General features: G+C 50.0%; 25 protein-coding genes. 19 read left to right on the top strand and 6 right to left on the bottom strand.

The genetic code is table 11. The features are described from left to right. Positions 1-99 precede the first annotated feature (99 nt). The 10 genes from RB297_RS10370 to RB297_RS10325 all read left to right on the top strand — a co-directional run bounded on the left by RB297_RS10370 (position 100) and on the right by RB297_RS10325 (position 6,370). Positions 100-981, top strand: coding sequence for a GNAT family N-acetyltransferase (locus tag RB297_RS10370; RefSeq protein ID WP_375120372.1), 882 nt, complete (start codon positions 100-102; stop codon positions 979-981). A gap of 38 nt (positions 982-1,019) precedes the next feature. Continuing rightward, on the top strand, positions 1,020-1,565 hold the full coding sequence (locus RB297_RS10365) for an NUDIX hydrolase (RefSeq protein WP_375120371.1): 546 nt from the start codon (positions 1,020-1,022) through the stop codon (positions 1,563-1,565). A gap of 34 nt (positions 1,566-1,599) precedes the next feature. After that, on the top strand, positions 1,600-2,232 hold the full coding sequence (locus RB297_RS10360) for a histidine phosphatase family protein (protein ID WP_375120370.1): 633 nt from the start codon (positions 1,600-1,602) through the stop codon (positions 2,230-2,232). Positions 2,233-2,381: 149 nt separating this feature from the next. After that, entirely contained in the window at positions 2,382-3,392 is a 1,011-nt protein-coding gene (locus RB297_RS10355; protein ID WP_375120369.1) for a phosphotransferase enzyme family protein, read from the top strand. 30 nt (positions 3,393-3,422) lie between these two features. Next, complete coding sequence (locus RB297_RS10350) at positions 3,423-3,644, top strand: hypothetical protein (RefSeq protein ID WP_015736480.1); 222 nt, start codon at positions 3,423-3,425, stop codon at positions 3,642-3,644. A gap of 11 nt (positions 3,645-3,655) precedes the next feature. Further along, positions 3,656-4,351, top strand: coding sequence for a cyanophycinase (locus tag RB297_RS10345; RefSeq protein ID WP_096776809.1), 696 nt, complete (start codon positions 3,656-3,658; stop codon positions 4,349-4,351). Positions 4,352-4,489: 138 nt separating this feature from the next. Beyond that, positions 4,490-4,843 carry a DUF952 domain-containing protein gene (locus RB297_RS10340; protein WP_192571190.1) on the top strand — a complete coding sequence of 118 codons (354 nt, stop codon included), beginning with the start codon at positions 4,490-4,492 and terminating at the stop codon, positions 4,841-4,843. A 43-nt stretch (positions 4,844-4,886) separates the two neighbouring features. Beyond that, positions 4,887-5,174, top strand: coding sequence for an antibiotic biosynthesis monooxygenase family protein (locus tag RB297_RS10335; protein WP_096776807.1), 288 nt, complete (start codon positions 4,887-4,889; stop codon positions 5,172-5,174). Continuing rightward, a complete protein-coding gene (locus RB297_RS10330; protein ID WP_375120368.1) occupies positions 5,171-5,437 on the top strand; it encodes a DinB family protein in 267 nt (88 codons plus the stop codon). Before RB297_RS10335 ends, RB297_RS10330 begins: the two co-directional genes overlap by 4 nt. An 18-nt stretch (positions 5,438-5,455) precedes the next feature. Next, complete coding sequence (locus RB297_RS10325; protein ID WP_375120367.1) at positions 5,456-6,370, top strand: phosphotransferase family protein; 915 nt, start codon at positions 5,456-5,458, stop codon at positions 6,368-6,370. Positions 6,371-6,402: 32 nt separating this feature from the next. Here the strand turns inward: RB297_RS10325 and RB297_RS10320 are convergent, their stop codons facing one another. Together RB297_RS10320 and clpP are read right to left on the bottom strand one after the other, a co-directional pair. Then, entirely contained in the window at positions 6,403-6,615 is a 213-nt protein-coding gene (locus RB297_RS10320; RefSeq protein ID WP_009590043.1) for a hypothetical protein, read from the bottom strand. Positions 6,616-6,686: 71 nt separating this feature from the next. Next, positions 6,687-7,283, bottom strand: coding sequence for an ATP-dependent Clp endopeptidase proteolytic subunit ClpP (clpP, locus tag RB297_RS10315; RefSeq protein WP_015736473.1), 597 nt, complete (start codon positions 7,281-7,283; stop codon positions 6,687-6,689). A gap of 162 nt (positions 7,284-7,445) precedes the next feature. On the opposite strand from clpP, the gene RB297_RS10310 reads away from it, so the two are divergent. From RB297_RS10310 to RB297_RS10285, 6 genes are all read left to right on the top strand, one after another. Next, the gene (locus RB297_RS10310; protein ID WP_375120366.1) at positions 7,446-8,180 is read left to right on the top strand and encodes an RNA polymerase sigma factor; all 735 of its coding nucleotides are present in this window, start codon (positions 7,446-7,448) and stop codon (positions 8,178-8,180) included. A gap of 191 nt (positions 8,181-8,371) precedes the next feature. Further along, complete coding sequence (locus RB297_RS10305) at positions 8,372-8,884, top strand: 8-oxo-dGTP diphosphatase (RefSeq protein ID WP_192571191.1); 513 nt, start codon at positions 8,372-8,374, stop codon at positions 8,882-8,884. A gap of 18 nt (positions 8,885-8,902) precedes the next feature. Further along, positions 8,903-9,577: an HAD family hydrolase gene (locus RB297_RS10300; protein WP_375120365.1), complete on the top strand. Its 675-nt coding sequence runs from the start codon at positions 8,903-8,905 to the stop codon at positions 9,575-9,577. Between the two features lie 18 nt (positions 9,578-9,595). Continuing rightward, positions 9,596-10,021: a metallothiol transferase FosB gene (gene fosB / locus RB297_RS10295; protein WP_015736469.1), complete on the top strand. Its 426-nt coding sequence runs from the start codon at positions 9,596-9,598 to the stop codon at positions 10,019-10,021. A gap of 40 nt (positions 10,022-10,061) precedes the next feature. Further along, positions 10,062-10,646 (top strand): CDP-diacylglycerol--glycerol-3-phosphate 3-phosphatidyltransferase, encoded by a 585-nt coding sequence (gene pgsA / locus RB297_RS10290; protein WP_096776802.1) that lies wholly within the window; start codon positions 10,062-10,064, stop codon positions 10,644-10,646. A 153-nt stretch (positions 10,647-10,799) separates the two neighbouring features. Then, the gene (locus RB297_RS10285) at positions 10,800-12,935 is read left to right on the top strand and encodes an Ig-like domain-containing protein (protein ID WP_375120364.1); all 2,136 of its coding nucleotides are present in this window, start codon (positions 10,800-10,802) and stop codon (positions 12,933-12,935) included. Between the two features lie 87 nt (positions 12,936-13,022). Here RB297_RS10285 and RB297_RS10280 read toward each other — a convergent pair whose 3' ends face one another. From RB297_RS10280 to RB297_RS10265, 4 genes are read right to left on the bottom strand one after another with little or no spacing between them, the layout of a single operon-like run. Next, positions 13,023-14,483 (bottom strand): methyltransferase domain-containing protein, encoded by a 1,461-nt coding sequence (locus RB297_RS10280; RefSeq protein WP_375120363.1) that lies wholly within the window; start codon positions 14,481-14,483, stop codon positions 13,023-13,025. 1 nt (position 14,484) lies between these two features. Continuing rightward, positions 14,485-15,351, bottom strand: a complete 867-nt coding sequence (locus RB297_RS10275) for a hypothetical protein (RefSeq protein WP_375120362.1) — start codon at positions 15,349-15,351, stop codon at positions 14,485-14,487. A gap of 22 nt (positions 15,352-15,373) precedes the next feature. Continuing rightward, positions 15,374-16,981 carry a glycosyltransferase gene (locus tag RB297_RS10270; protein ID WP_096776798.1) on the bottom strand — a complete coding sequence of 536 codons (1,608 nt, stop codon included), beginning with the start codon at positions 16,979-16,981 and terminating at the stop codon, positions 15,374-15,376. Further along, positions 16,978-18,087, bottom strand: a complete 1,110-nt coding sequence (locus RB297_RS10265; RefSeq protein WP_096776797.1) for a glycosyltransferase — start codon at positions 18,085-18,087, stop codon at positions 16,978-16,980. The genes RB297_RS10270 and RB297_RS10265 overlap by 4 nt, the downstream gene beginning before the upstream one ends. A 344-nt stretch (positions 18,088-18,431) precedes the next feature. Here RB297_RS10265 and RB297_RS10260 point away from each other — a divergent pair, with 344 nt between their 5' ends. Genes RB297_RS10260 through RB297_RS10250 form a run of 3 tightly spaced genes read left to right on the top strand, consistent with a single transcriptional unit; the run spans position 18,432 to position 20,846 of the window. After that, positions 18,432-19,325, top strand: a complete 894-nt coding sequence (locus RB297_RS10260; protein ID WP_096776796.1) for a PhzF family phenazine biosynthesis isomerase — start codon at positions 18,432-18,434, stop codon at positions 19,323-19,325. A 52-nt stretch (positions 19,326-19,377) separates the two neighbouring features. Next, positions 19,378-19,920, top strand: coding sequence for an STM3941 family protein (locus tag RB297_RS10255; protein ID WP_096776795.1), 543 nt, complete (start codon positions 19,378-19,380; stop codon positions 19,918-19,920). Then, the gene (locus RB297_RS10250; RefSeq protein WP_096776794.1) at positions 19,917-20,846 is read left to right on the top strand and encodes a phosphotransferase family protein; all 930 of its coding nucleotides are present in this window, start codon (positions 19,917-19,919) and stop codon (positions 20,844-20,846) included. The genes RB297_RS10255 and RB297_RS10250 overlap by 4 nt, the downstream gene beginning before the upstream one ends. The last annotated feature ends 18 nt before the right edge of the window (positions 20,847-20,864 follow it).

Genomic DNA, 20,864 nt, shown 5'->3' with positions numbered 1-20,864 from the left:
GTGGGTACATACTCAGGTGTTTCCTGCATGTTTTTCATAGTGAGCATCTCAAAACGCGACTCACTTTTTAATGCCCATAAACCAGGAGGAATAAAGACCATGATTACGTACAAACCGTTAAGCGAGCTTCCGATCCGGGAAGTATCCGAGCTTTGGAATCTCTCGTTTGAAGGCTACATGGTGAACGCTTCCATGCCGCTGGACCGCTTCATTGCCCGGATCGGGAATGACGCTTTATGTCTGGAGCGCTCACTCGCTTGTTACGTGGATGGCGTACCCGCCGGCATCGTCATGAACAGCTTTCGATTGGATCGCGGCGAATCCATTGCGCGTAACGGAGGGACGGCAATAGCTCCGGATTTCCGGGGCAAAGGGATCGGCAAATCCATGATGGAGAAAAACGACGACCTCTATAAGGAGCAAGGCGTGCGTCGTGCCTATTTAGAGGCGATTAGCACGAATGCGGCCGCGATTCGCCTTTATGAAAGCGTCGGATATGAAATCATCGATCGGCTGCTCATCATGACAAATGATCAATCGTTAGAGACGCAGGATCATCAGAATGCATCGACTCCGTTTACGTTGGTCAGAGGCCTAGCCGCGGAGGCTGCCTCCGCAGACTTCTATCGATCCGGCGAAGTCTGGCAGACAGACGCTGCCAGTATCAAGGACGGCGAGTGCGTGCTTGTTTATGAAGGGGAAGAACTTGTGGGCTACGGTTTGTTCAAGCGGGCGTTCGATGCTGCGGGCCGTTTGCAGGCCACCACGCTGTTCCGCTGTGAAGCCGCTCCTGGTTACCGGGAAGCCCAAGCCGTGTTGAAGGCAGCCGCGCTCGAGATGATGCAGCCTGGTTCCACTTGCAAGCGATCCGCATTCAATATCAGGGCTTCGCATAAGGAATTGGTGGATGTGCTGGAGGCGCTTGGGTTCGCCAGCTCGATGGAGCAGGTGCTTATGGTCCGCGACTACAACGCTACATAGGTTGTATGAATATCTGCAAGGCTGGAGGAATTACGCTTATGAAAAAAAGCACGGATCTAACCCTGTATCCGGCCCTATCGAACGATATCCATTGGGGCGTGGTGCGAGCCCGTTTTGCCCTGGGCGAAGATTTCGAAGAATCGATGGTCAGCAATGTCACGATTATTCCATTCGCCGGGGAACGCTGCGTTATTTTTCAGATAGCGGACGGCAGCTGGGAGCTTCCTGGCGGAACCCTGGAGCCTGGCGAGTCTTATATCGAGGGACTCCGGCGGGAAGTAAGGGAGGAGCTTGGCGCAGAACTCGAGTCATACCGGGTCTTTGGCCAGTTTCGCTGCGAGTCCAGCAGCAAGACGCCTTATCGGCCGCATATTCCCCATCCTCAATTTGTCCGATTGGTTGGGTACGGGGATGTACGCATCGTTGGGGAGCCGTTGAATCCCAAGGATGGGGAGCAGGTCATCGCAGTGGAGGCGGTTGATCTGGAGGTAGCCGTAAGACGATTGGAGGAGACGGACAGGCAGGATATCGCGGATCTTTACAAGCTGGCATATACCATACGACAAGGTGACCGCTTAGAGTAATCGACGATGACTCACTAGGTAGGGAGGAAGGAACATGAAAGAGACAACCACCATTTATCTTGTCAGACACGGACAAACCGAGTGGAACGTGCAGCATCGTTTTCAAGGACATAAGGATTCGTCGCTGACGAAGCTGGGCATTCAGCAAGCGGAATGGCTCGGCGAAGCCTTGCAGCATGAACCATTTGATTTCATCTTCTCCGGTACCAGTTCAAGGGCATACCATACGGCCGAGCTCATCAAGGGGAACCGGAATGTTCAAATTACGGCGTGCGATGAATTCAGAGAGATTAATCTGGGGGTATGGGAAGGAGAGATCCAGGAACGGATCCGAGAAATGTATCCTCAGCAGCTGGATCATTTCTGGAATCATCCGGAGCTGTTCGGTGTCGAGGGGAGCGAGACGTTTCACGAGGTCAGAGAGCGTGCGGTTAGCAAGCTGAACGAAATTGTCGCTTCATATCCAGGTTCCCGTATTTTGCTGGTCACGCATACCGTGGTGGTTAAGCTGTTAATGGCTTATTTTGAGGGGAGAAGTTTGGATCGACTGTGGGATCTGCCTTACATCCATCCGACATGCCTGAGCAAGATCGAGCTGACCGATGACGTCCCTTCCATCCTCCTGCATGGGGATGTCAGTCATTATAGGGAGGAGCAAGGCGTTTAATGGTCGTCTGAGAAATAAGTTGCATGAGGAGCTCCACCCCCAAATTTCCCCGAATCGAGGGGCAGTTGCTGAGTGAGACCATGAATCAGGATGGGTTTTATAAGTTCGATCATAGGGGGAGCGCGCTGTTCAGAAAAGAGGTGTAGATATTGGAACACTTATTTCAGGAGCTGTTACAGCATTATTTTCATGGCCCTGTGTCTTCGATCGAGACCGTGCCTTTCGGCATGACGAATGATTCCCGAATTGTCGTAATGAACCAAAAGAAATACGTCGCGAGAATATACAATCGTCACACGAAGAATGAAGAGAGATTACGGTTTGAGGTTGGACTAACAGCCTATCTGGAAAGTTGTTGCTTATCGTTTGATGTTCCATGTTTCGTCTCCAGTAAGGATGATGCCAAGTACGTGGTTCTATCGGATGGTTCCCTGGGCTCCCTGACATGGTTTATCGAAGGAGAGGTACCTGACCTATCCAGCATGTCCGATGTGCTTAGTTATGGGCGGACAGTTGGGGAAATATCATATGCTCTTCAACAATTCGAATCGGATTCCGTTGATGTAGCTTATCCTGCGATTGCGTTCCATGATTTTTACAACCTCCATTCTCTAGCCAATCAGACGAAAATTAATGAGTTTTTGGTACGCCCTCCATTTGAGATTGATGCCGAACAGATAGCGGTATTGCAAGGATACTATGAATGTGGGTTTAACCGTGCACCTGAATTGAATGTGCTGCCAAAGCAAATGGTCCATCATGATATTTTAGTTTTCAATCTCTTGATCGATCCCCAGTCCAGGGAGATGAGTGGTGTATTGGATTTTGATTTTGCCGCTAGGGACATACGGATATGGGAACTATCCATCTGTCTGAACCATCTTCTTCAGCATGAGGACCAGACCTTGACGAAGGTCGAATTATTTTTAGATGAGTATCGAAAAAATATGAGGTTAACCCGTGCAGAGATCGATTGGATTCCCTATACCATGCAGTTATATTATGTTTCGTTATTAAGCATCTATATCGGACAGCATTTGGCCGGAAGGAACATCGCCTCCTATTTTCAACTAATGTTGAAGCAACTTATGATCAGAAAAGAATGGATGGAACGGAATCAACATGAGTTTGTTGAGATGTTGTATTCGAAATGTTTATAAATGTGCCAAGCAAACAACTTCTAGGATGTGATGGATGCTGTGAGATTACCTTATAAAATAGGTTATGCCGTTACGTTGGTTTGGCTGGTCTGGATTGTATACGGTTATATGAATTATGACGATATCGCTGAGCGCGGCCAACTGTCCATCGTTCTGTTAAGCGCCGTGATTGGCATCATCCTGCTGCCGATCTATTTTATATCCGTACTGCTGTACTCTGTTTACAAACGGGATTCGGGAAAGAAAAAGTAAGGGGGGATATCTTGAAGGATCGATATCTATTTTTGCTTGGCGGTCATTCCTTTCAAGCCGAAGCCAATCGACGGTTTCTAGAGCAAGCGGGCGGTTCTCATGCCAGGATTGCGTTATGCATCATGAACCGGCCGGGCTGGGAGGAGTATGTCCCGTTGTTTCAGCAGATGTGGACTGAAGCGGGAATGACCCAGAACGTGAGCGTGATCGTTCCCGATGAAGACGGGAATCTGGACATGGAACAAGCTGAACAGGTGCTGTCATGGGCCACGGGAATATTTATTGGCGGGGGCAACACGGAGAAATACCATCGCTATTACGCGACGGGGCCTTTTAAAGAGCTGTTAATCGACCGCTACGAGAACGGCGTTCCGATTGCTGGCAATTCGGCAGGTGCCCTAATTCTTCCGGAGACATGCCTGATATCCCCGCTTGATAATGAACAAGGCATCATGATGTTTAAGCAAGGCGTAGGGCTGTTCTCGAATGTCTTGATCAGCGTCCATTATACGGAGTGGGACGACCAGTCCAACCTGCTGCAAGGAATGAAAACAAGGAAAGTGCGTTACGGCATCGGCATTGATGAGCAGGCATGCGCCGTTTTTATCAATGGACAGCTGGCGTCCTCGTTGGGGGAATCCGTCTACACCGTAACCTACGAGGATTTTGACGAGGACCGATATACGATTGTGAAGAGGACATCTTGAAGGATGTCTTCTTTTATAGTTCATCCGATATAGTTCATCCGAAAAGAAGGTCACCTTGAAATAACGTATCGGGGATCTGGTTTTTCTATCGCAAGTGTGTCAAGATAAACGGAAAATAGACGGAGGAGATTGGACGGAATGATCTATCATATTATTTCGAAGCAAGCATGGATGGAAGCGCAAGGCAAGGACATGTACGAGCCGCCAAGCCTGCAGACGGACCGATTTATTCACTGCTCGACCGAGGCGCAAGTCAGCGGCGTAGCTAACACAATGTACACTGGCAGAACCGATCTGATCGTTCTGGGGATTCAAGAAGATCAGGTGGACGCGGAGATCATATTTGAGGATTTATATGAGCTGAATCAGCTGTATCCGCATATTTATGGCGGGTTAAACCTGAATGCGGTCCGGAAGGTTTATCGTTTGGAGGCGGATAAGGACGGCGCTTTTGCGTTCCAGGCTTCTCCTGAGCTTGAGTATAAAGGATAGAAAGGCCGTCATACCTTAACATAATCCAAAGGAGGAGGCATGTATGATACTCGAAGTCGCCATGCTGCAGGTAAAGCAAGGACAAACGTCGGATTTTGAACGGAATTTCCAAGTCGCGTCAGGAATCATCTCGAAGATGAAGGGCTACATCCATCATGAGCTGAAGCGTTGCTTGGAAGATGATCATAAGTACATTCTGCTGGTGAAATGGGAGACCCTGGAGGATCACACGATAGGTTTTCGGGAATCGGCGGAATATCAGGACTGGAAACAACGGCTGCATCACTTTTATGATCCGTTCCCTGTTGTAGAACATTATGAAGAGGTGTGAATCGAAGCATTATTTTTAAAGCCTCTGAACAAGCCATGCCCACCGGTATATTATCTTATGATGAAACGATGGATAAGCTGAATCGAGTACGGGAAACAACGAAGCAGATCATAACGAAGCTGGCTGAGCGAAATACGAATGATCTGCACGATCCTCACCCGTATGGATTCGAGCTGAATGCTGAACAATGGGCCCATTTTATAGCGATACACGAGACCCTGCATATCAGACAGCTGGGACGTATCCGGGAGGCGAATCAATAACCGTTAAGGCAGGTGTTCATGTTGAACGTCGAAGAGTTGATGACAGAGGTATACGGCATTCTGCCGCTTAAGGTCGAGCCCATGTCATTCGGCCATACCAATCAGGTGTACAGCGTAACATTTCCGGACCGGCAAATCATTCTCCGAACCAATCGCAAGCCCGACGTCCTGAAGCATACTGCAAACAACATAGCGATCCTATCATCGCTGGGCTTGCCGGTACCGAGCGTGATTCGAACGGATGTGTCCCTTCAGAAGGTCCCCTATGCATACATGATGCTGGAGCATGTTCCGGGCCGTGATCTGCGATATGAGCTTGAGGGCATGACGGATGAACAATTGGACGATCTCGCCGGACAGATCATCGTTTTCCAGCGCAAGGTGTCCGAGCTTCCCTTGGGCACCGGGTTCGGATGGGTTCCGATCGGAGAGCAGGGGCCGTTTACATCCTGGGCGGAGATCATCGATCGTGATATCCGCGATCATATCGGCAACATAACCGGTGAGGTTGCCCCGGACATCATCGTTCAATTGCAGCACATCAAGCGGCGATACGAGCCTGATTTCGACCGGATAGAGCCTGTCTGTTTCCTGGATGATCTCACGATCAAGAACGTGATTGTGTCCGATGGCACGCTGCAAGGTATCGTGGATTTCGATTGGGTCTGTTATGGAGATCCGCTGTACATGATCGCCCTCACCCAAACGGCGGTGGTCTCTGATATCGGAGACCGGGGAATGGCCTACGTGGAGGCGTTATGCAGGCATTGGGGAGCGGACCGGGAACAGCGGGCACTGATTGATTTTTATTCCGTCGTACATGCGCTGGCTTTTATCGGCCATCATCAGAGGGAGCGGAACGAGGCCAGCAAACAGCGCATGGTTTCATTCATAGTAGACAAAATAAAGCATGATGCAAACAGAACCGCATGAGCTTAAGAGCCCATGCGGTTCTTGTTGTCTTATCAAGAAGTTGGCGCAAATCCCACTCTCGGTTTGTCCCGTTCCTTGGTATTCACCGAAACGTAGCGGATCGCGGTTAACGGTACATACAGCATCTCGTATTCATCTTTGTATCGGATGAATTGTTCGCCTACTTCCTCCAGCGTGCCGTTCCGCACATAACTTCCATCCGTAAAATAGATGCTCACTTCCTGATTCAGCAAATTTTTCAGCATATACGGTTCACTCCTTGTGAATAAAATAGAGTATCGGGGCTAAACGGATCATGGGCATTCATCGGATAGCGTCACAGTTTGGTGACGATGTCGTCAATGATCCCATATTCCTTCGCTTCTTCCGCCGACATAAAATAATCCCGCTCCATATCCTTTTCGACGCGTTCGACGGACTGACCTGTGCGCTCGGATATAATATGCGCCAGCTTCTCACGGGTTTTCAGGATGCGTTTCGCCGTAATGGCGATATCGGTGGCCTGCCCCTGTACACCGCCCAGCGGCTGATGGATCATAATTTCGCTGTTCGGCAGAGCGAGGCGCTTGCCTTTGGCGCCGGCCAGCAGCAGGATCGCACCGTATGACGCGGCGAATCCCGTGCAGATGGTGTTGACTTGAGGTTTGATAATCTGCATGGTATCGTAAATGCCAAAGCCCGCGGATACCGAGCCGCCCGGACTGTTGATGTACATGTGGATATCCTTCTCGGGGTCCTCGGCCGCAAGAAACAACAGCTGCGCGATAATGCTGTTTGCGATGGCGTCATCGATGGCTGCGCCCACAAAGACGATCCGATCCTTCAGCAGTCGGGAATAAATATCGTATGATCGTTCGCCACGGTTGGTTTGCTCAACAACATAAGGAACAATATTCATGGTTTCATCCTCCATCTTCATAAGGTTTTCGTGATTCAGCAAGTAAACGAAGAGACCGCTGCAAAAGATACGAAAGAAACCATGAAATATATTTTTGATGACCGAGTAACGAAAAGCACGCTTCATTCGTTTACCTATAAGATATCCTACCGAGATGTGGAAAGGAGTTGGATTCCGATGACGATCTATCGACCGAGCGCCACCACGGCGGCCGACCAGGGCCTGGCGGAGCTGAATGCTGCCCTGCACAGGTATTGTCTGTCCCTTACAAACTCCTCATGGGATTCCGATGATCTGGTGCAGGACACATGGATCAAGGCGCTGGAGCATTTGCGGCAGCGGAGCCATGCCAATCCCGAAGCTCTCCTGCTTCGGATCGCCAAGAACACATGGATTGACCGGGTCCGCCGGGATCAGACCTACCGACGAATTCTGGATGAGAAGCTGGAACACGTATTGCCTAAAGAAGAAGCCTCGAACGAGGACAGCAAGCTGAACATCGAGTTCGCCTTTCAATGGCTGATGGAACATTTGTCGCCCCTGCAGCGAACGGTGCTGCTGCTCCGTGAGGTGTACGAATATTCCATTTCGGAAACCGCGAATATGCTGCAAACGACGGACGGAGCGGTAAAAGCGGCCCTTCATCGAGCTCAAAAGGTGCTGCAATCGTTGAACCCGGAGGAAGAGGAGCTTGGATTGGCTATGCCCGAAGAGGCAGAGATGACCCTGAATCTTCAGGCATTGGCAGAGGCATACCAATCCGGGGATGTCGAAGCTGTCGTTAGGCTGATTCAATGGAACAGCAGCGGGGCATCGGCCATTGGAAGCATGGCTCCGATGGAGGTTCAATCGCCGACCGCGAGTTATATGATGTATGGCGGGTATTCGGCCGACATGCGAATGGCTGCGTAAAGCGAAGATTCGACCAGGTGGATCATACATTGCCGTTAAGGCCGGAGCAGAAGCTGCTCCGGCCTTTTTTGACGAGGATTAACAACCGGTGAATAGGGACAACCGATATACATGAATCTCCGTCCATCGTATCGTCTTCCAGCCCTTGGGGATGTATACTATAACCAAGCAGATCGGACAGGAATGAGGGGATGAGGTTGCAGACCGAAGTGAAGCTGTACACCATGTGCATGATCCAAGACGGAAGCAGAATTTTGCTGATGAACAGACCGGATGACAAAGGATTCCCCGGATATATTGCCCCCGGCGGCAAGGTGGATTTTCCGGAAAGCATTGTAAACGGAGCCATTCGGGAGGTTCGGGAGGAAACCGGCTTGATTGTGAAGGACATCATCTATAAAGGTCTTGAAGAATCCTGTGAACCGAATACGGGGCTTCGGTACATGGTATTTAATTATTTGGCCACTTCCTTTGAAGGGGAGCTGCTGGAGCATCCTCCCGAAGGGGAGCTGTTATGGGTGGATCGCGAAGAGGCGTTGAAACTGCCCATGCAGGATTGGTTTAAACGAAGGTTTCCTTTGTTTTTCGAAGAGGGGACGTTTGAATTAAGCGAGATATGGGATGAGCAGACAGGACACGTTCTGGAGGAAATGGTCAGGCGGTATCCTGCAAGAATACCACAGGCGGCAGGTCTCGCCGATTAACGAAGGGAGCGTTGCGGCATGGCGGTCAAGGCGGTGTTCTTCGATTTATATGAGACGTTAATCACGGAGTTCGCAGACGGCAAGCGGGTATCCAAGAGATCCTATGACTATATGGATAGACTCGGGCTTTCGGACGCGGAGTTTAAACAGGAGTGGAGCACTCGTTCGGAGCGAAGAATGAATGGGCATTTTCCCTACTATCATTCGGTGATCCGTGACATTCTGGATTCTCGCAGTTTGCCCTATCCTCAGGAACACGTGGAATTCCTATATCAGTCGAGAGTCGGCGAGAAGAAAATTCCTTTCCAAACAATCTCGAAGGAGATCTGCAGGCTGCTGGAACTTCTGCGTGAACGGGGACTGAGGCTGGGCTTGATCAGCAATTGCTCGGAAGAAGAGGTGGTTTCTTTTGGCCAGAGCGGATTGGCCCCCTACTTCGATGACGTTATCTTCTCTTATCAGGTTGGGGTAGCCAAGCCGAATGCAGAAATCTATCGCTTGGCTTGTGAGCGCTTATCCGTAAGACCGGAGGATGCCCTGTTTATCGGGGACGGCGGTTCAGATGAGCTGAGAGGCGCGGGGAGTGCCGGATTAAGGCCATATCACGCCTATTGGTACAATACGTTTATGGAGAGCGGGTATGAGAAGATCCGTCAACCGCTGCATGTGCTGGACATCATTGAATCTATATAGAAAGGGAGCCGCCGAACAATGAATCTGCAGGCCATTAACCATCTCTGCTTTTCAGTTTCGCACTTGGAACGGTCCATTGATTTTTACAGGGACGTGTTTGGAGCCAAGCTTCTGGTCAGAGGGCGAAAGCTGGCTTATTTCGATCTGAACGGGCTGTGGATTGCTCTAAACGAAGAAGACGTGGACCGAAGCACGGCAAACAGAACCTATACGCATATTGCATTTACCATCGATGAGCAGGATGTGGAACCGACGCTGCTTCGCCTTCAATCGCTCCAAGTGGAGATTTTGCCGGGTAGGGCAAGGGACGAGAAGGATAAGAAGTCGATTTACTTCCTGGATCCGGACGGCCACATGTTCGAGTTTCATACGGGCGGATTGCAGGACAGACTGGACTATTACCGAACGGACAAAGAGCATATGATCTTTTACGATACCGAGTAGTTGGGAGAGGAACGATTCCAATTCCAGAGGAGATGAGACGATGAACCTTGCCAACCGCATAACGATAGCCAGGATGTTATTGATTCCCGTATTTATTTTGTTTTTTGCCGAGTATCCACTATGGTTGACCGAGAACAGCCGCTTCTTCGGATTCATTCATGCTTATGGAACCTACATCGCGCTGGGCGTGTTCATTCTTGCGTCGGCTACGGACAAGCTGGACGGTTACATTGCACGGAAATTGAACCAAATCACGAACCTTGGAAAATTGCTGGACCCGCTCGCAGATAAACTGCTCATATCGGTCGCCTTAATCATGATGGTTCAATCCGGCATGGTTGCGACTTGGATCGCCGTTGCCATCATCGCCCGGGAATTCGTCATTACGGGACTTCGGATGGTCGCCTCCGAGCAGGGAATCGCATTGTCCGCTGATAGGCTCGGCAAATTGAAAATGGTCCTTCAAGTCACTGCCATAGCAGCGGTATTGCTGGATAACGCTCCGTTTACGTTCATCAGGATGGTCCAAGTGGACGAGATGCTCATGCTTGCGGCAGTAGCCTTAACGATTTACTCAGGCATCCATTATTTATTGAACAATGTTAAACTCATTAAACTTAGCTGAAGAGTAGATTTTTTTGAACAACCGAAGTTGGGAAAATATCCTACTTTGTGCCCATTTTGGGCTCGGAAGGTAACGATTTGAACCGGGACTGTCGATATACAGATAGACTGGAAAAAAAGCCTGCGAGACAGAAGGTACAAAGGAGAGAAATAAATGAGCTTAAACAGAAAGACAACGAAGATTTTTCTTGTCGTTGTGATGATGTTGGCGATGGTTTTTCCAACCAGCGTATTCGCCGCCTCCGGGGACGTAACATCGATTGAATTTGATACGAACGAGAGCAAAATTTACTTAACCGTTAATGAAACAACGGAACAACTTCGCGTATTGGCTAACATTGAAGGATCTTCCACGAAGAAGGACGTAACCAATGAGACGACGTGGACTTCGTCCAACACGAGAATCGTAAAGGTTGACGGCGGTCTCATTGTTCCGCTGGAGAAGGGTACGGCCCGTATTACGGCAAAATACAAAGGCGCAATCAAAACGATTGATGTCGACGTCAAATTTGCCATCGACGAGTTCAAGCTGGATCAGCCGGATAAAGTGGAGCATAAGCTTGGAACGGAAGGTTTAACCGTTAAAGCATTGGCTGACGGAACGAACGACGTGACAACGGAAGCGAAGTGGACCACTTCCGATGACAGCGTAGTGAAAGTAAGCAAAGGGGAACTGACCCTCGTAGGTCTGGGCAGCGCAACCGTGACTGCGGATTACAAAGGGCTCAAGGCGTCCTTTACGGTCAAAGTCGTCGCTCCTTACCAAAAGCTTGCGATCGTTCCGGGCGAGGATCAAGAGCTGCTAGTCGGTGATGCGCCTGTGGATCTTAAAGTATTCGCCAAGCAGTCGGAGACCGATGCGGGTACGGACGTAACGGACAAGGTAGAGCTGAAATCGTCCAACACATCCGTAGCAACGATTGAGGATGGCAAGCTGAAGCCGGTGGCTTTGGGCAAATCCACGATCAGCGTGAGCTATTTGGGTTCGACTGCCAAGCTGGATGTGTATGTGCGCAATCCATATGAAGCTTTGATACTGGATCAGACGGATTTCGTCAAGAATCCGGTTCTGTTTATGAATGATTCGATTACGGTAAAAGCCAAGGTTCGTAATGCGGCTTCCCAATCCATCGACGTGGCCGGGGAATGGACCTCATCCAATCCGCTGGCGGTATCCGTCAACGGTGGCGTGATCACAGCAAGAGCTAAGGGAACCTCCACCATCAAGGTGAGTTACCTCGGAATCAGCAAAGAATTTACCGTTAAGGTTTATCCGACGGTAACCAAGTTTGAAACAGAGGACACGAAGCTGGATGTGCTGAAAGACGAATCCAAATCCTTCCCTAAAGTGACGGGAACGCTTCTGGACGACGAGGAAGAGGATTTCAGCAGCGCGGTAACCTGGACTTCGAGCGATGAGAACGTGGTAACGACCGAAGACGGCAAAATCAAAGGTATCGATGCCGGTACAGCAACAATCACCGGTAAGATCGGTTCCAGAGAAGTAGCGACGCTGCCGGTTACGGTTAACGAAAAAGTGCTGGTGCTGCTGCCGGATGTAGAGGAGTATCAGCTGGTTATAGGCAGAAGCAACGCGCTGCCGAAAGTAAATGCCGTATTCGAGGATGGCGAAGAGAGCGATGTGACCTCTTCCATCGAATGGTCGCTGACAGGATCTGCGGCTGTCATTAAAGACGGTACGATCAAAGGCTTAACGAAAGGCTCGACAACGCTGAAAGGCACTTACTTGAATAAAGAAGTCAAGATTCCGGTCGTGGTTGAACAGGAAGTCGTTAAGTTTGTCGTAGACCCGGAGAATATTGACCTCAACATCAAGAAATCCAAATCGATTAAAGTTACAGGCTACTACAGCAACGGCAAAACGGTTTCGCTCTCATCCAAGATGAATTGGAGTTCTTCGGACACCGCGATTGCAACGGTATCCAGAACCTCCGTTAAAGCGGTTGCCGAGGGTAAAGCAACGATTACGGGTTCATACCAAGGCAAAGAAGTCACCGTTAAGGTAAACGTGGTTCCGAAGATGACGAAATTGATCGCCAGCGAGAAGAAACTGAACTTGAAGCCCGGTGACGTCAAAACCGTAACGGTTACGGCCGAATATGATACCGGCGCAAAAACGAGTGTTGGGGACACCGCCGTGTGGACAACCAGCAACTCCAGCGTGGCCAAAGTAACGAACGGACGCATTGAAGCGATCGCGAAGGGAACCGCCCGCATTAAGGGGCAGTACAATTCGAAGACCGTAACCATTACCGTCTCTGTAAAATAGTTAGAACAGCATGCTGCAACAGCCCGGCTCTAAAGATGAGCCGGGCTGTTGTCTGTTCATAAGAATCTTTCTGGGTAAAGCGGGAGGTCAAATTCCAGGCTGCTGCGTTCTCAGAAACCAGGCAAGCAGATGGCCGTTATAGATCTCCAGCGATTTCACCTGAAAATTCGTCGCTTCGGCGAGTACATATATTTCATCGATCGAATAATATTTCATCTCGGCATCAACAAAACCGTCTCCTATCCGGTAGTAAGGCATATCGAGGAGATCAGGATCGTGACGAGCAGGTGCAAAATGCCGTTTCCAAGGCGTTGAAATAAGCAGGCTTCCGCCAGGCATCAGTTTATCATGGATTTTGCGGAGAACCGGTATCGGATTGTAGTTCATATGCTCGAGCACTTCCGTAAAGAGAACGATATCGTACCGTTCGTTTCCCGGAATATCCTCGGCTTCCACATTGCACTGGCTCCACCGGATCCCGTAGTCCTGTTCCAGCTCCACGGACCAGTAATCCGCCATGTGATCCAAGCCGTGTGCTTGAGCTCCGGACAATACGCTGTACATTAGCAGCGTACCGTAAGCAGCGCCGATATCTAGCACCTTGGCGCCCCGGTTCACAAGCAACGAGTCCAGGATCGAAAGCAGCGGGTACCAGTAGCTGGCTTCTTCATCCTTGTAAACCGACAGATAGTGGCTCCCATTCCGCTTGGCATGATAGGAAGAGATGATCGTTTGGGCACGGGACAATTTCTCGTCAGGCGATAGATCATCATCAAAAGACTGCCTGCATTGCCGCTCGGCAGCCTCGGGTAACGGTCCGACCGTTCCAACGCTGACGAGCAGGTATCCGGGCACATTGCGCTTCTCGTATTCAGGGAGTCTATGGTACCACATCGTCAGCCAATGCTTGACGGTCTGGGAATCCCGGATGAAATCAAGAAAATCCAAACTGTCCAAAAAGCCGATGCTGCTCTCCTCGATCAACGTTATACCGCACCGCTCAAATTGATTTCTGAGCGTGGAGGCTGGATGCTCTATGCCATACATCCAGGTGCCCAGCTGTTCGGCGGCTTCTTTTCCCGCACGATACGGCAAACATTCCGCAAAAGGGGTGAGGATCAGCATCGTTCCTCCCGGCTTGGTAACCCGTTTCATTTCCCTTAATATCGCGATCCGCTCTTCTTCCTCAAAATGCTCCAGCACCCCCGCATTCCAGGTTAGATCAAAGTGCTGGTCAGGAAGCCGCATCTCCCTAATATCGGAGAGAACAAAGGTGCCCGGAACCTTGGCGCTATAAAAGGCGCTCCGGCTGTTGTACAGCGCATTCTCGGAATAATCGACCAGCGTCACTTCCGCATGCTCAGCAGCCAGGCGCAGCGAAATCTTGCTCGTTCCGGAACCGGCCTCGAGTATTCGCTTCCCTTCGATGCCTCCTGTAACCTCCATGATCTTATCGTAGATGGTTTGGCTTAGTGAATCCCAGTGATAGGATATCTCCCGGGACCATAGCTGATCCCAAATCTTCTTCTGGCGTTCATCCGGCAGCATATCATTCGGTCACCCCTTTGTGTTCTGGCGTGTACTTGCGAAACAGCCGGTGGAACTCACCGGAGCCGTTGTGAATCTCAGCCAGTTCTCTCAATCCGTACGCCCCGTATTGATGAAACAGGCCAGCCTCGTTCATGGAAAATTCGGTGTATTTGTCCGGCATCGACATGCGTTGGGCCATGGTTGCATGGTATACCCAGGAGGCCAGGCAGCATTTCGGCCTCCATGCGGTGCGCGTTCCCATATAATACCTCATGCCCAGAAGCAGACTGTCATCCTCATAGCCCTGCTTGCCGGATAAGAATCGAGTATCATAACCTCCAATATGGCGAAGGGCTTCCGCACGGTGAACGACCGGATGCACGAATCCATCCGCAATCCCTTTTCTTGACAGCCGCTGGAGCGTTTCGCTGAGCTCACCCGGTGTTTTCGGAAGAACAATGAACTCACCCAAGGGCTGCAGTTCTCCGGTTGAGGTAACGATGCCGGGCGATACCATAGGCTCGTCGTTACATTCCAGATAACGAAGAAGAGGTTCGTGCCAATCCGGAGGAAAGAGCATGTCGACATGAATTTCGGAGATGTACCCCGCTTCTGGGAAGTGCTCCCATATGAATTCAAAACACGCTTGCCTGGCGGCAGCGATGCCGATATTCGCTCCGTTCCCGAGAATATCACCGGACAGGTCTAACGTTTGCAGCCATTCTTGCAGCTCTTCATTCGTAAGGCATCCTTGATTAAACAGAACCGTCCTATGCTCCCGGGAGCGCCGCAGACTGCTTAACGCCAGGCTGGCCATGTGTAAATCATTCTCGCGCGAGCTCTCCCGAATGAATAAGGGCAAGGTATGAATGATCTTCAATTCCATCGCTTCCTCTTATGGTTATTCGTTATTCCATCCATTCAACAAGCGTAGGCGATTCCTCCAGAATGGAGTCGTATTGTTCTTTCGAGCCGAACTCTGCTTCAGGATCAAGCTGACGATAACGCCTGAGCTTCTCCAGCCTGTATTCCGGTTTGGCCCACCCGTAATGCTTAAGGCGAATGGCTGAAAGATGGTGGGGAAGATCGAATACATTCGCCGGGAACCGTCCACAGTGCTGAGGCGTCTCTTTCCAGCAATACTTCATTTCGGGACGGTAACGCAGAAGAAAAGGGCGATAGGTTCTATGCGAGCTCCAGAATTCATCGTCCCGGTAATGGGTTTCGTTCCAAAAATCATAGAGCCGAAAGCAATACAAATCGAACTCGTTTTGCTTCAGCATGGAAGGAAGCTCAGCCGTAAAGGAAGACTCAAACCATTCGTCCGCATCCAAATTCAGAATCCATTCGGGATGAACGTTCAAGGTTTCGCGCCATTGTTGCTTTCTCAGCTCAACCTCGTTGTGAAACAGGGATGCCTCGTTGCTGATCAGACGCAGCGGAATTCCCTTCAAAACTTCCATACATACATCCAGCGTGTTATCCGTACTTGCATCATCGATAATAACGGCTTGGTCAATGTAGTCCCGATGCCGTTCAAGCGCTTGCCGCAGATAGCGTTGGCCTTCATTCTTCAGAACCATCGTCAGGGTGAGCGATGGGCGGGCCGTGCGGCGATTCGCATCAATGGGGCTGAGACAGCCCTCTTCTCGTTCCTCGAGGCAGCTTCGAGTAACTTTGGGGATGGATGTAGTCTTATCCGTTGCCTTCAGGAACAGTCCGGCATTGTGAAGATCGCTTTCACGGTAGATATGGTAAGCCGGGTAGTGCGTATCTACATACAAGGTGAACCCCAGCGCAGCCGCCCGAATGCTGAAATGCCGATCCTCTCCCCAGAAGGACAAATTGTAGATGGGTTTATAGTTAACCCCGCGCACAAGAGCCCGGCGGCTGATTAAAGTGCAAGCTCCGAGTCCGCCGACTTCATACACGCCGGCCTCCGCTAACCGGCTCACGAATTGTTGATAGCGATGTTCCTTTTGGGCTTCGTCCAACGTTTCGCCCGCCTGTTGTTCGTATTGGGTATATTCATCCTTGAGCCACACCTGGGGATGGGGGCGTGAGTCCGGCTGCCAACGGGTCCAGAAGATTTCCGAAATGATCTCTTTGTCGGTGGCGATGAGGTGAATCAGGGTCTGCGGTGCCAGCAGCAAATCCGAATCGACCAGAAACAGATAGTCAAACCGTAAGTCAAGCGCATATTGAATGATCTTGTTCTTATAATCGGCTACCTTCCAAATCAATCGATCGTTCCAATAATGGGTTGTCTCGTCGCGGATATATTCGTGATCATCAGGCGTATGGGCGCTGTGGATAACCACCCGGTTAACTTCTTTCATAAATCGGCTCAATCTGGCGCTGGATAATTCATCGTTGTTGTCATCGATAAAGAAGTAGCAAAGCTCCAAGGAATTTTGCTCCAGCCGCAGCAATGAGGTTAGGAAATGGTCCAGAATCTCCGGTTTCTGCCGTACAGGACTGCCGATCAAAACGCGTCTGCGCCCCTGGGTCGTCATGAGCCCTGCCTCTCATCGTCACGCTGAAGCTCCTGCAGCTTGTTTCGAAAATATTCTTGGTTCGCCAGCATGGTCTCATCGCCCGGTCGGTAGGCAAGCGCCTTCTCATTATGCTGATTGGCAATCGCATAAGCTCCGATTCGGTCGTAACAAACGGCCAATTGCAGATGGGGAAGCCATGTGGAGAAGGAGGGGTTATGAAATCCCATGTAATCCGGAGGCAGCTCAAGCTCGGTAGCCAGCTTATACCAGTAGATGGCCGTATCATATTGGTTTTTCTCGAGAAAATGGTAACCGATGCGGCAGCAGAATTCGGACCGCGGCGGCGCATATTGCAGGGATCGGAGAGAGGATTCAAATGCGGCTTGCCCGTTTCCGAGCTCGTGATGGCAATCGGACAGCCTGCTGCAGGCCGAGAGAACATCCTCGATCCAGCCTTTTTCCGTATGTAAGAATCGTTCGTAATAATCGATCGCTTTCTCGAAAAGACGGTGATCCTTTAGTTCATTCGCATAATAGAACAGATCCCTCGGGGTGAACGATTCGCCGGCTGCCTCGCGCTGCACATAGATTCTGAGGTTCCGGCCGGTGTCCGGATCATGATTCGAGCTGAGATGGGTAATGGCAATATCGCTATTCATAACATGACCGTAGACTTCCAAATATTCGTGGACGGGCCCGATCCATCGAAAGGCCCTGCTCCGTTTGACAAGACGATTGCGCCGCAGACGGAAGGTGATATTGCCGAATTCATCCGAGCTCAAATGATAGAGCATGGTCACGGAATCGATGTCGGGCGCAAGGTTTTCTTTAAGCGCTATTAGTTTCAGCCGGTCTTCTTCAAGCAGCACGTCGTCGGCATCGAGCCACAGGATATAGTCCTGGGTGGCTTTGCTAAAAGCAAAGTTTCGCGCAGCCGCAAAATCGTCGATCCATTCAAAATCATAAACGGCCGCCTGAAAGGCCCGGGCGATTTCTTTCGTGCGATCGGTGGAGCCTGTATCCACAACGACGATCTCATCCACGATGTCTGCAATCCGGGACAGACAGCGGTTCAAATGATGTTCCTCATTTTTTACGATCATGCATAGGCTGATAGCGATCAATACATCACCCCCGCGTATAGTCCATTCCAAAGAATATGCCAGATATATATTCAGGTCGGCGTACGAAATGAACCGGCGAGCGCCAAATTGAACCCGTGCGTATCAAAAAATGACGAATATCGCTTCTTTAAGCTCGTTTTTTAATGCGGCTGACCAAAAAACGGTCACATAGACCGTTTTTTGGCTTGCACCTCGTCGAACAGCAGGGACTGGCGAAACGAAGTTTGGCGGGTGAAGGCTGCTGATTGTAAATTTGGTCTGGATTTAACCCATGTCCAATGGTAAAATCTTCTCAAATTTTGTTCTCCGTTTAAGTCATTATTGGAAAGAAGGAATCTAAGGACATGAAATCCATAAACGTACTTCATTATGATGCATTCTCCATACAGCCTAATATGGGTAATCCTGCCGGCGTGGTCTTGAACGCAGACGAGCTGACAGACAAGGAGATGCAGGCCATCGCCCATAGCGTAGGGTTCAATGAAACGACCTTCATAGTAAAATCGGAGCGAGCAGATGTCCGATTAAGATATTTTACGCCCGGACATGAGATGAATTTGTGCGGCCATGCCACCATGGCTTCGATGTATGCCTTGAAGACCAAGGGGCTGCTCCCTGACAAAGAAACCGTGTGGATTGAGACAAGAGTGGGCAATTTGCCGATCGAATTTCAGGATGCCCAGGGAAAGCTAACCATGAAGATGAAGCAGGATCATCCTCAATTCCTGCCCTTTGAGGGAGATGTTGAACGCCTGGCAGCATCCATGGGTCTGCAACGCGAGGATTTGGATTTCGCAATGCCGATCGTATATGGAAGCACGGGAATATGGACATTGCTGGTACCGATTAAGGGGCTGGAGCCGTTTGGGCGGATGGTGCCTCATAATGCCATGTTCCCGGATATATTAACGGACAATCCGAAAGCTTCTCTGCACCCTTTTTGCCTGGAAACGATCGACGAGTCTTCGTTTATGCATGCCAGACATTTCTCTTCACCGTACTCAGGCACCGTCGAGGATCCGGTAACAGGAACCGCGTCAGGCGTAATGGGAGCTTACTATTTAACCTATTTGAATCCCGAGGCGCCCTCCGCACGATTTATCGTTGAACAAGGCAAGGAAATGGGGAAAGACGGTAGAGTCGATGTTCAAGTGAATCGCTTTGAAGAGACCATGGACGTCTATATTTCCGGTACGGCCGTATTCGTCAAAGAATTCGAGGTTAGCTATGATTCATAACGATCGGATAATATCATCAAGATATTGTGAATAGAAACAGGGAGTGCAAGTAATGCAGGAACAAGAAGAAATCAAGATTTATCCCAAGGTGACCAAAATGCTGGTGGGTTCCCTGGCATTTGTGTTGGTAGGCAGCGGGTTAGTGTACGGAGGGTTAACCTCGGACAACGTCTTTATCGTAATAATTGGAATCATTTGCGCGTTGTTTTTTGGCATGGGACTGGTGTTTTCCATCGTCAAGCTTGTTCAATCGGAGCCGGCGCTCTTGATCCATCGGGAGGGAATCGTTGATAAATCCTCCTATGCGAGCGCCGGAGCCGTCGCGTGGAGCGAAATCAAGAACATTCACATCTATCAGATTAAGAATGAGAAGTTTATAGGGATCGATGTATATGATCCTGAACTTTTGATGTCCAGGCATCCCGCCTGGAAAAGGAAGCTCATGAGTTTGAATAAAGGCATGACGGGTTCTGCGATCCATATATCCGCATCAAGTATCTCATGTAATCTGTATGAGTTGTTTCCTCTGTTATATCGTAGATGGAATGCGTCCAAGAACCTGAATACGGAGACGAAGGAGGGGCAAAGGTTATGAAGACATTCAAGCCGGAGATGACTTTGGATAGGGCGGTTAGCCATCTCCAGCAAATTGAAGGAGAAGCGGTGCTGAATGTGACCCCCATCGAGATGGGAGAATTAAGCAAGGTATTCAGTTATCGCAAGGGCGATGCCGATTATGTCATTCATTTTAAAGATAATGGGGACAGCCTTCATAAAGTAAACAAAATCTACAGTATGTACGGGGATCAATCCTTGCCCATTCCTCGAATCCATAAGATCGGAAGCGTGGGGAATATCCATTACTCGATTTCGGATAAAGTACCCGGTACACCGATAAGCGCTCTTGAGCCGGCACAAATTCGAGGGCTGGTTCCCGACATCGTCCAGCAATTCATGCGGATCCTTCAGATCCCACTCGGGGAGTCCCATGAGGGGTTCGGGTGGATTACTCCGGAAGGCAAGGCTGCTCATCGTTCATGGCTGGACCACCTGACGTCTGTATTCGATGCGGAGCAAGAAGGTTTCTACCATGGATGGCAGAGCCTGTATGAGCACAGTTTTCTGGAAAAAGCGTTTTTCGAAGAGATCTACCAAACGATGATCGAACTTGTTCGCTATTCGCCATCGGAGCGCTATCTTGTCCATGGTGATTTCCATTTGGGCAACATGCTTGGAGAGAACGAAAACGTAACCGGTATCGTGGATTGGGAGATGGCCATGTTCGGCGATTTCATGATGGACGTCTCCGTTATTCATATGTGGTATCCGATGCTGGGATTTCCCAAGCGGCTGCAGGAAGCGATGGAGCAGCAGGGCGAGAGGATTCCTTATTTTGAAGAAAGGCTGCTGTGCTATCAGCTATTTCGTGCGCTGGACGGGCTTCGTTTCTATGCGAAAAAGGATGATCAGGGCAGCTATCAGTTCATGAAGAATCATATCACTTCATTATTAAAAGGATAGATCCCTTTGGGGATCTTT

Source organism: Paenibacillus sp. CR_12, from assembly GCF_041953985.1.
Classification (GTDB): domain Bacteria; phylum Bacillota; class Bacilli; order Paenibacillales; family Paenibacillaceae; genus Paenibacillus_AQ; species Paenibacillus_AQ lautus_A.
This window is presented reverse-complemented; position numbering and strand designations above follow the sequence as displayed.

Bases quoted from the DNA above. Each gene is read 5' to 3' on its own strand.
- RB297_RS10255 (WP_096776795.1), top strand. From the start codon at position 19,378: ATGCAGGAACAAGAAGAAATCAAGATTTATCCCAAGGTGACCAAAATG.
- RB297_RS10285 (WP_375120364.1), top strand. From the start codon at position 10,800: ATGAGCTTAAACAGAAAGACAACGAAGATTTTTCTTGTCGTTGTGATG.
- RB297_RS10300 (WP_375120365.1), top strand. From the start codon at position 8,903: ATGGCGGTCAAGGCGGTGTTCTTCGATTTATATGAGACGTTAATCACG.
- RB297_RS10320 (WP_009590043.1), bottom strand. From the start codon at position 6,615: ATGCTGAAAAATTTGCTGAATCAGGAAGTGAGCATCTATTTTACGGAT.
- RB297_RS10280 (WP_375120363.1), bottom strand. From the start codon at position 14,483: ATGCTGCCGGATGAACGCCAGAAGAAGATTTGGGATCAGCTATGGTCC.
- clpP (WP_015736473.1), bottom strand. From the start codon at position 7,283: ATGGAGGATGAAACCATGAATATTGTTCCTTATGTTGTTGAGCAAACC.
- RB297_RS10310 (WP_375120366.1), top strand. From the start codon at position 7,446: ATGACGATCTATCGACCGAGCGCCACCACGGCGGCCGACCAGGGCCTG.
- RB297_RS10335 (WP_096776807.1), top strand. From the start codon at position 4,887: ATGATACTCGAAGTCGCCATGCTGCAGGTAAAGCAAGGACAAACGTCG.
- RB297_RS10250 (WP_096776794.1), top strand. From the start codon at position 19,917: ATGAAGACATTCAAGCCGGAGATGACTTTGGATAGGGCGGTTAGCCAT.
- pgsA (WP_096776802.1), top strand. From the start codon at position 10,062: ATGAACCTTGCCAACCGCATAACGATAGCCAGGATGTTATTGATTCCC.
- RB297_RS10275 (WP_375120362.1), bottom strand. From the start codon at position 15,351: ATGGAATTGAAGATCATTCATACCTTGCCCTTATTCATTCGGGAGAGC.
- RB297_RS10270 (WP_096776798.1), bottom strand. From the start codon at position 16,981: ATGACGACCCAGGGGCGCAGACGCGTTTTGATCGGCAGTCCTGTACGG.
- RB297_RS10260 (WP_096776796.1), top strand. From the start codon at position 18,432: ATGAAATCCATAAACGTACTTCATTATGATGCATTCTCCATACAGCCT.
- RB297_RS10325 (WP_375120367.1), top strand. From the start codon at position 5,456: ATGTTGAACGTCGAAGAGTTGATGACAGAGGTATACGGCATTCTGCCG.
- RB297_RS10370 (WP_375120372.1), top strand. From the start codon at position 100: ATGATTACGTACAAACCGTTAAGCGAGCTTCCGATCCGGGAAGTATCC.
- RB297_RS10365 (WP_375120371.1), top strand. From the start codon at position 1,020: ATGAAAAAAAGCACGGATCTAACCCTGTATCCGGCCCTATCGAACGAT.
- fosB (WP_015736469.1), top strand. From the start codon at position 9,596: ATGAATCTGCAGGCCATTAACCATCTCTGCTTTTCAGTTTCGCACTTG.
- RB297_RS10340 (WP_192571190.1), top strand. From the start codon at position 4,490: ATGATCTATCATATTATTTCGAAGCAAGCATGGATGGAAGCGCAAGGC.
- RB297_RS10360 (WP_375120370.1), top strand. From the start codon at position 1,600: ATGAAAGAGACAACCACCATTTATCTTGTCAGACACGGACAAACCGAG.
- RB297_RS10350 (WP_015736480.1), top strand. From the start codon at position 3,423: ATGGATGCTGTGAGATTACCTTATAAAATAGGTTATGCCGTTACGTTG.
- RB297_RS10305 (WP_192571191.1), top strand. From the start codon at position 8,372: ATGAGGTTGCAGACCGAAGTGAAGCTGTACACCATGTGCATGATCCAA.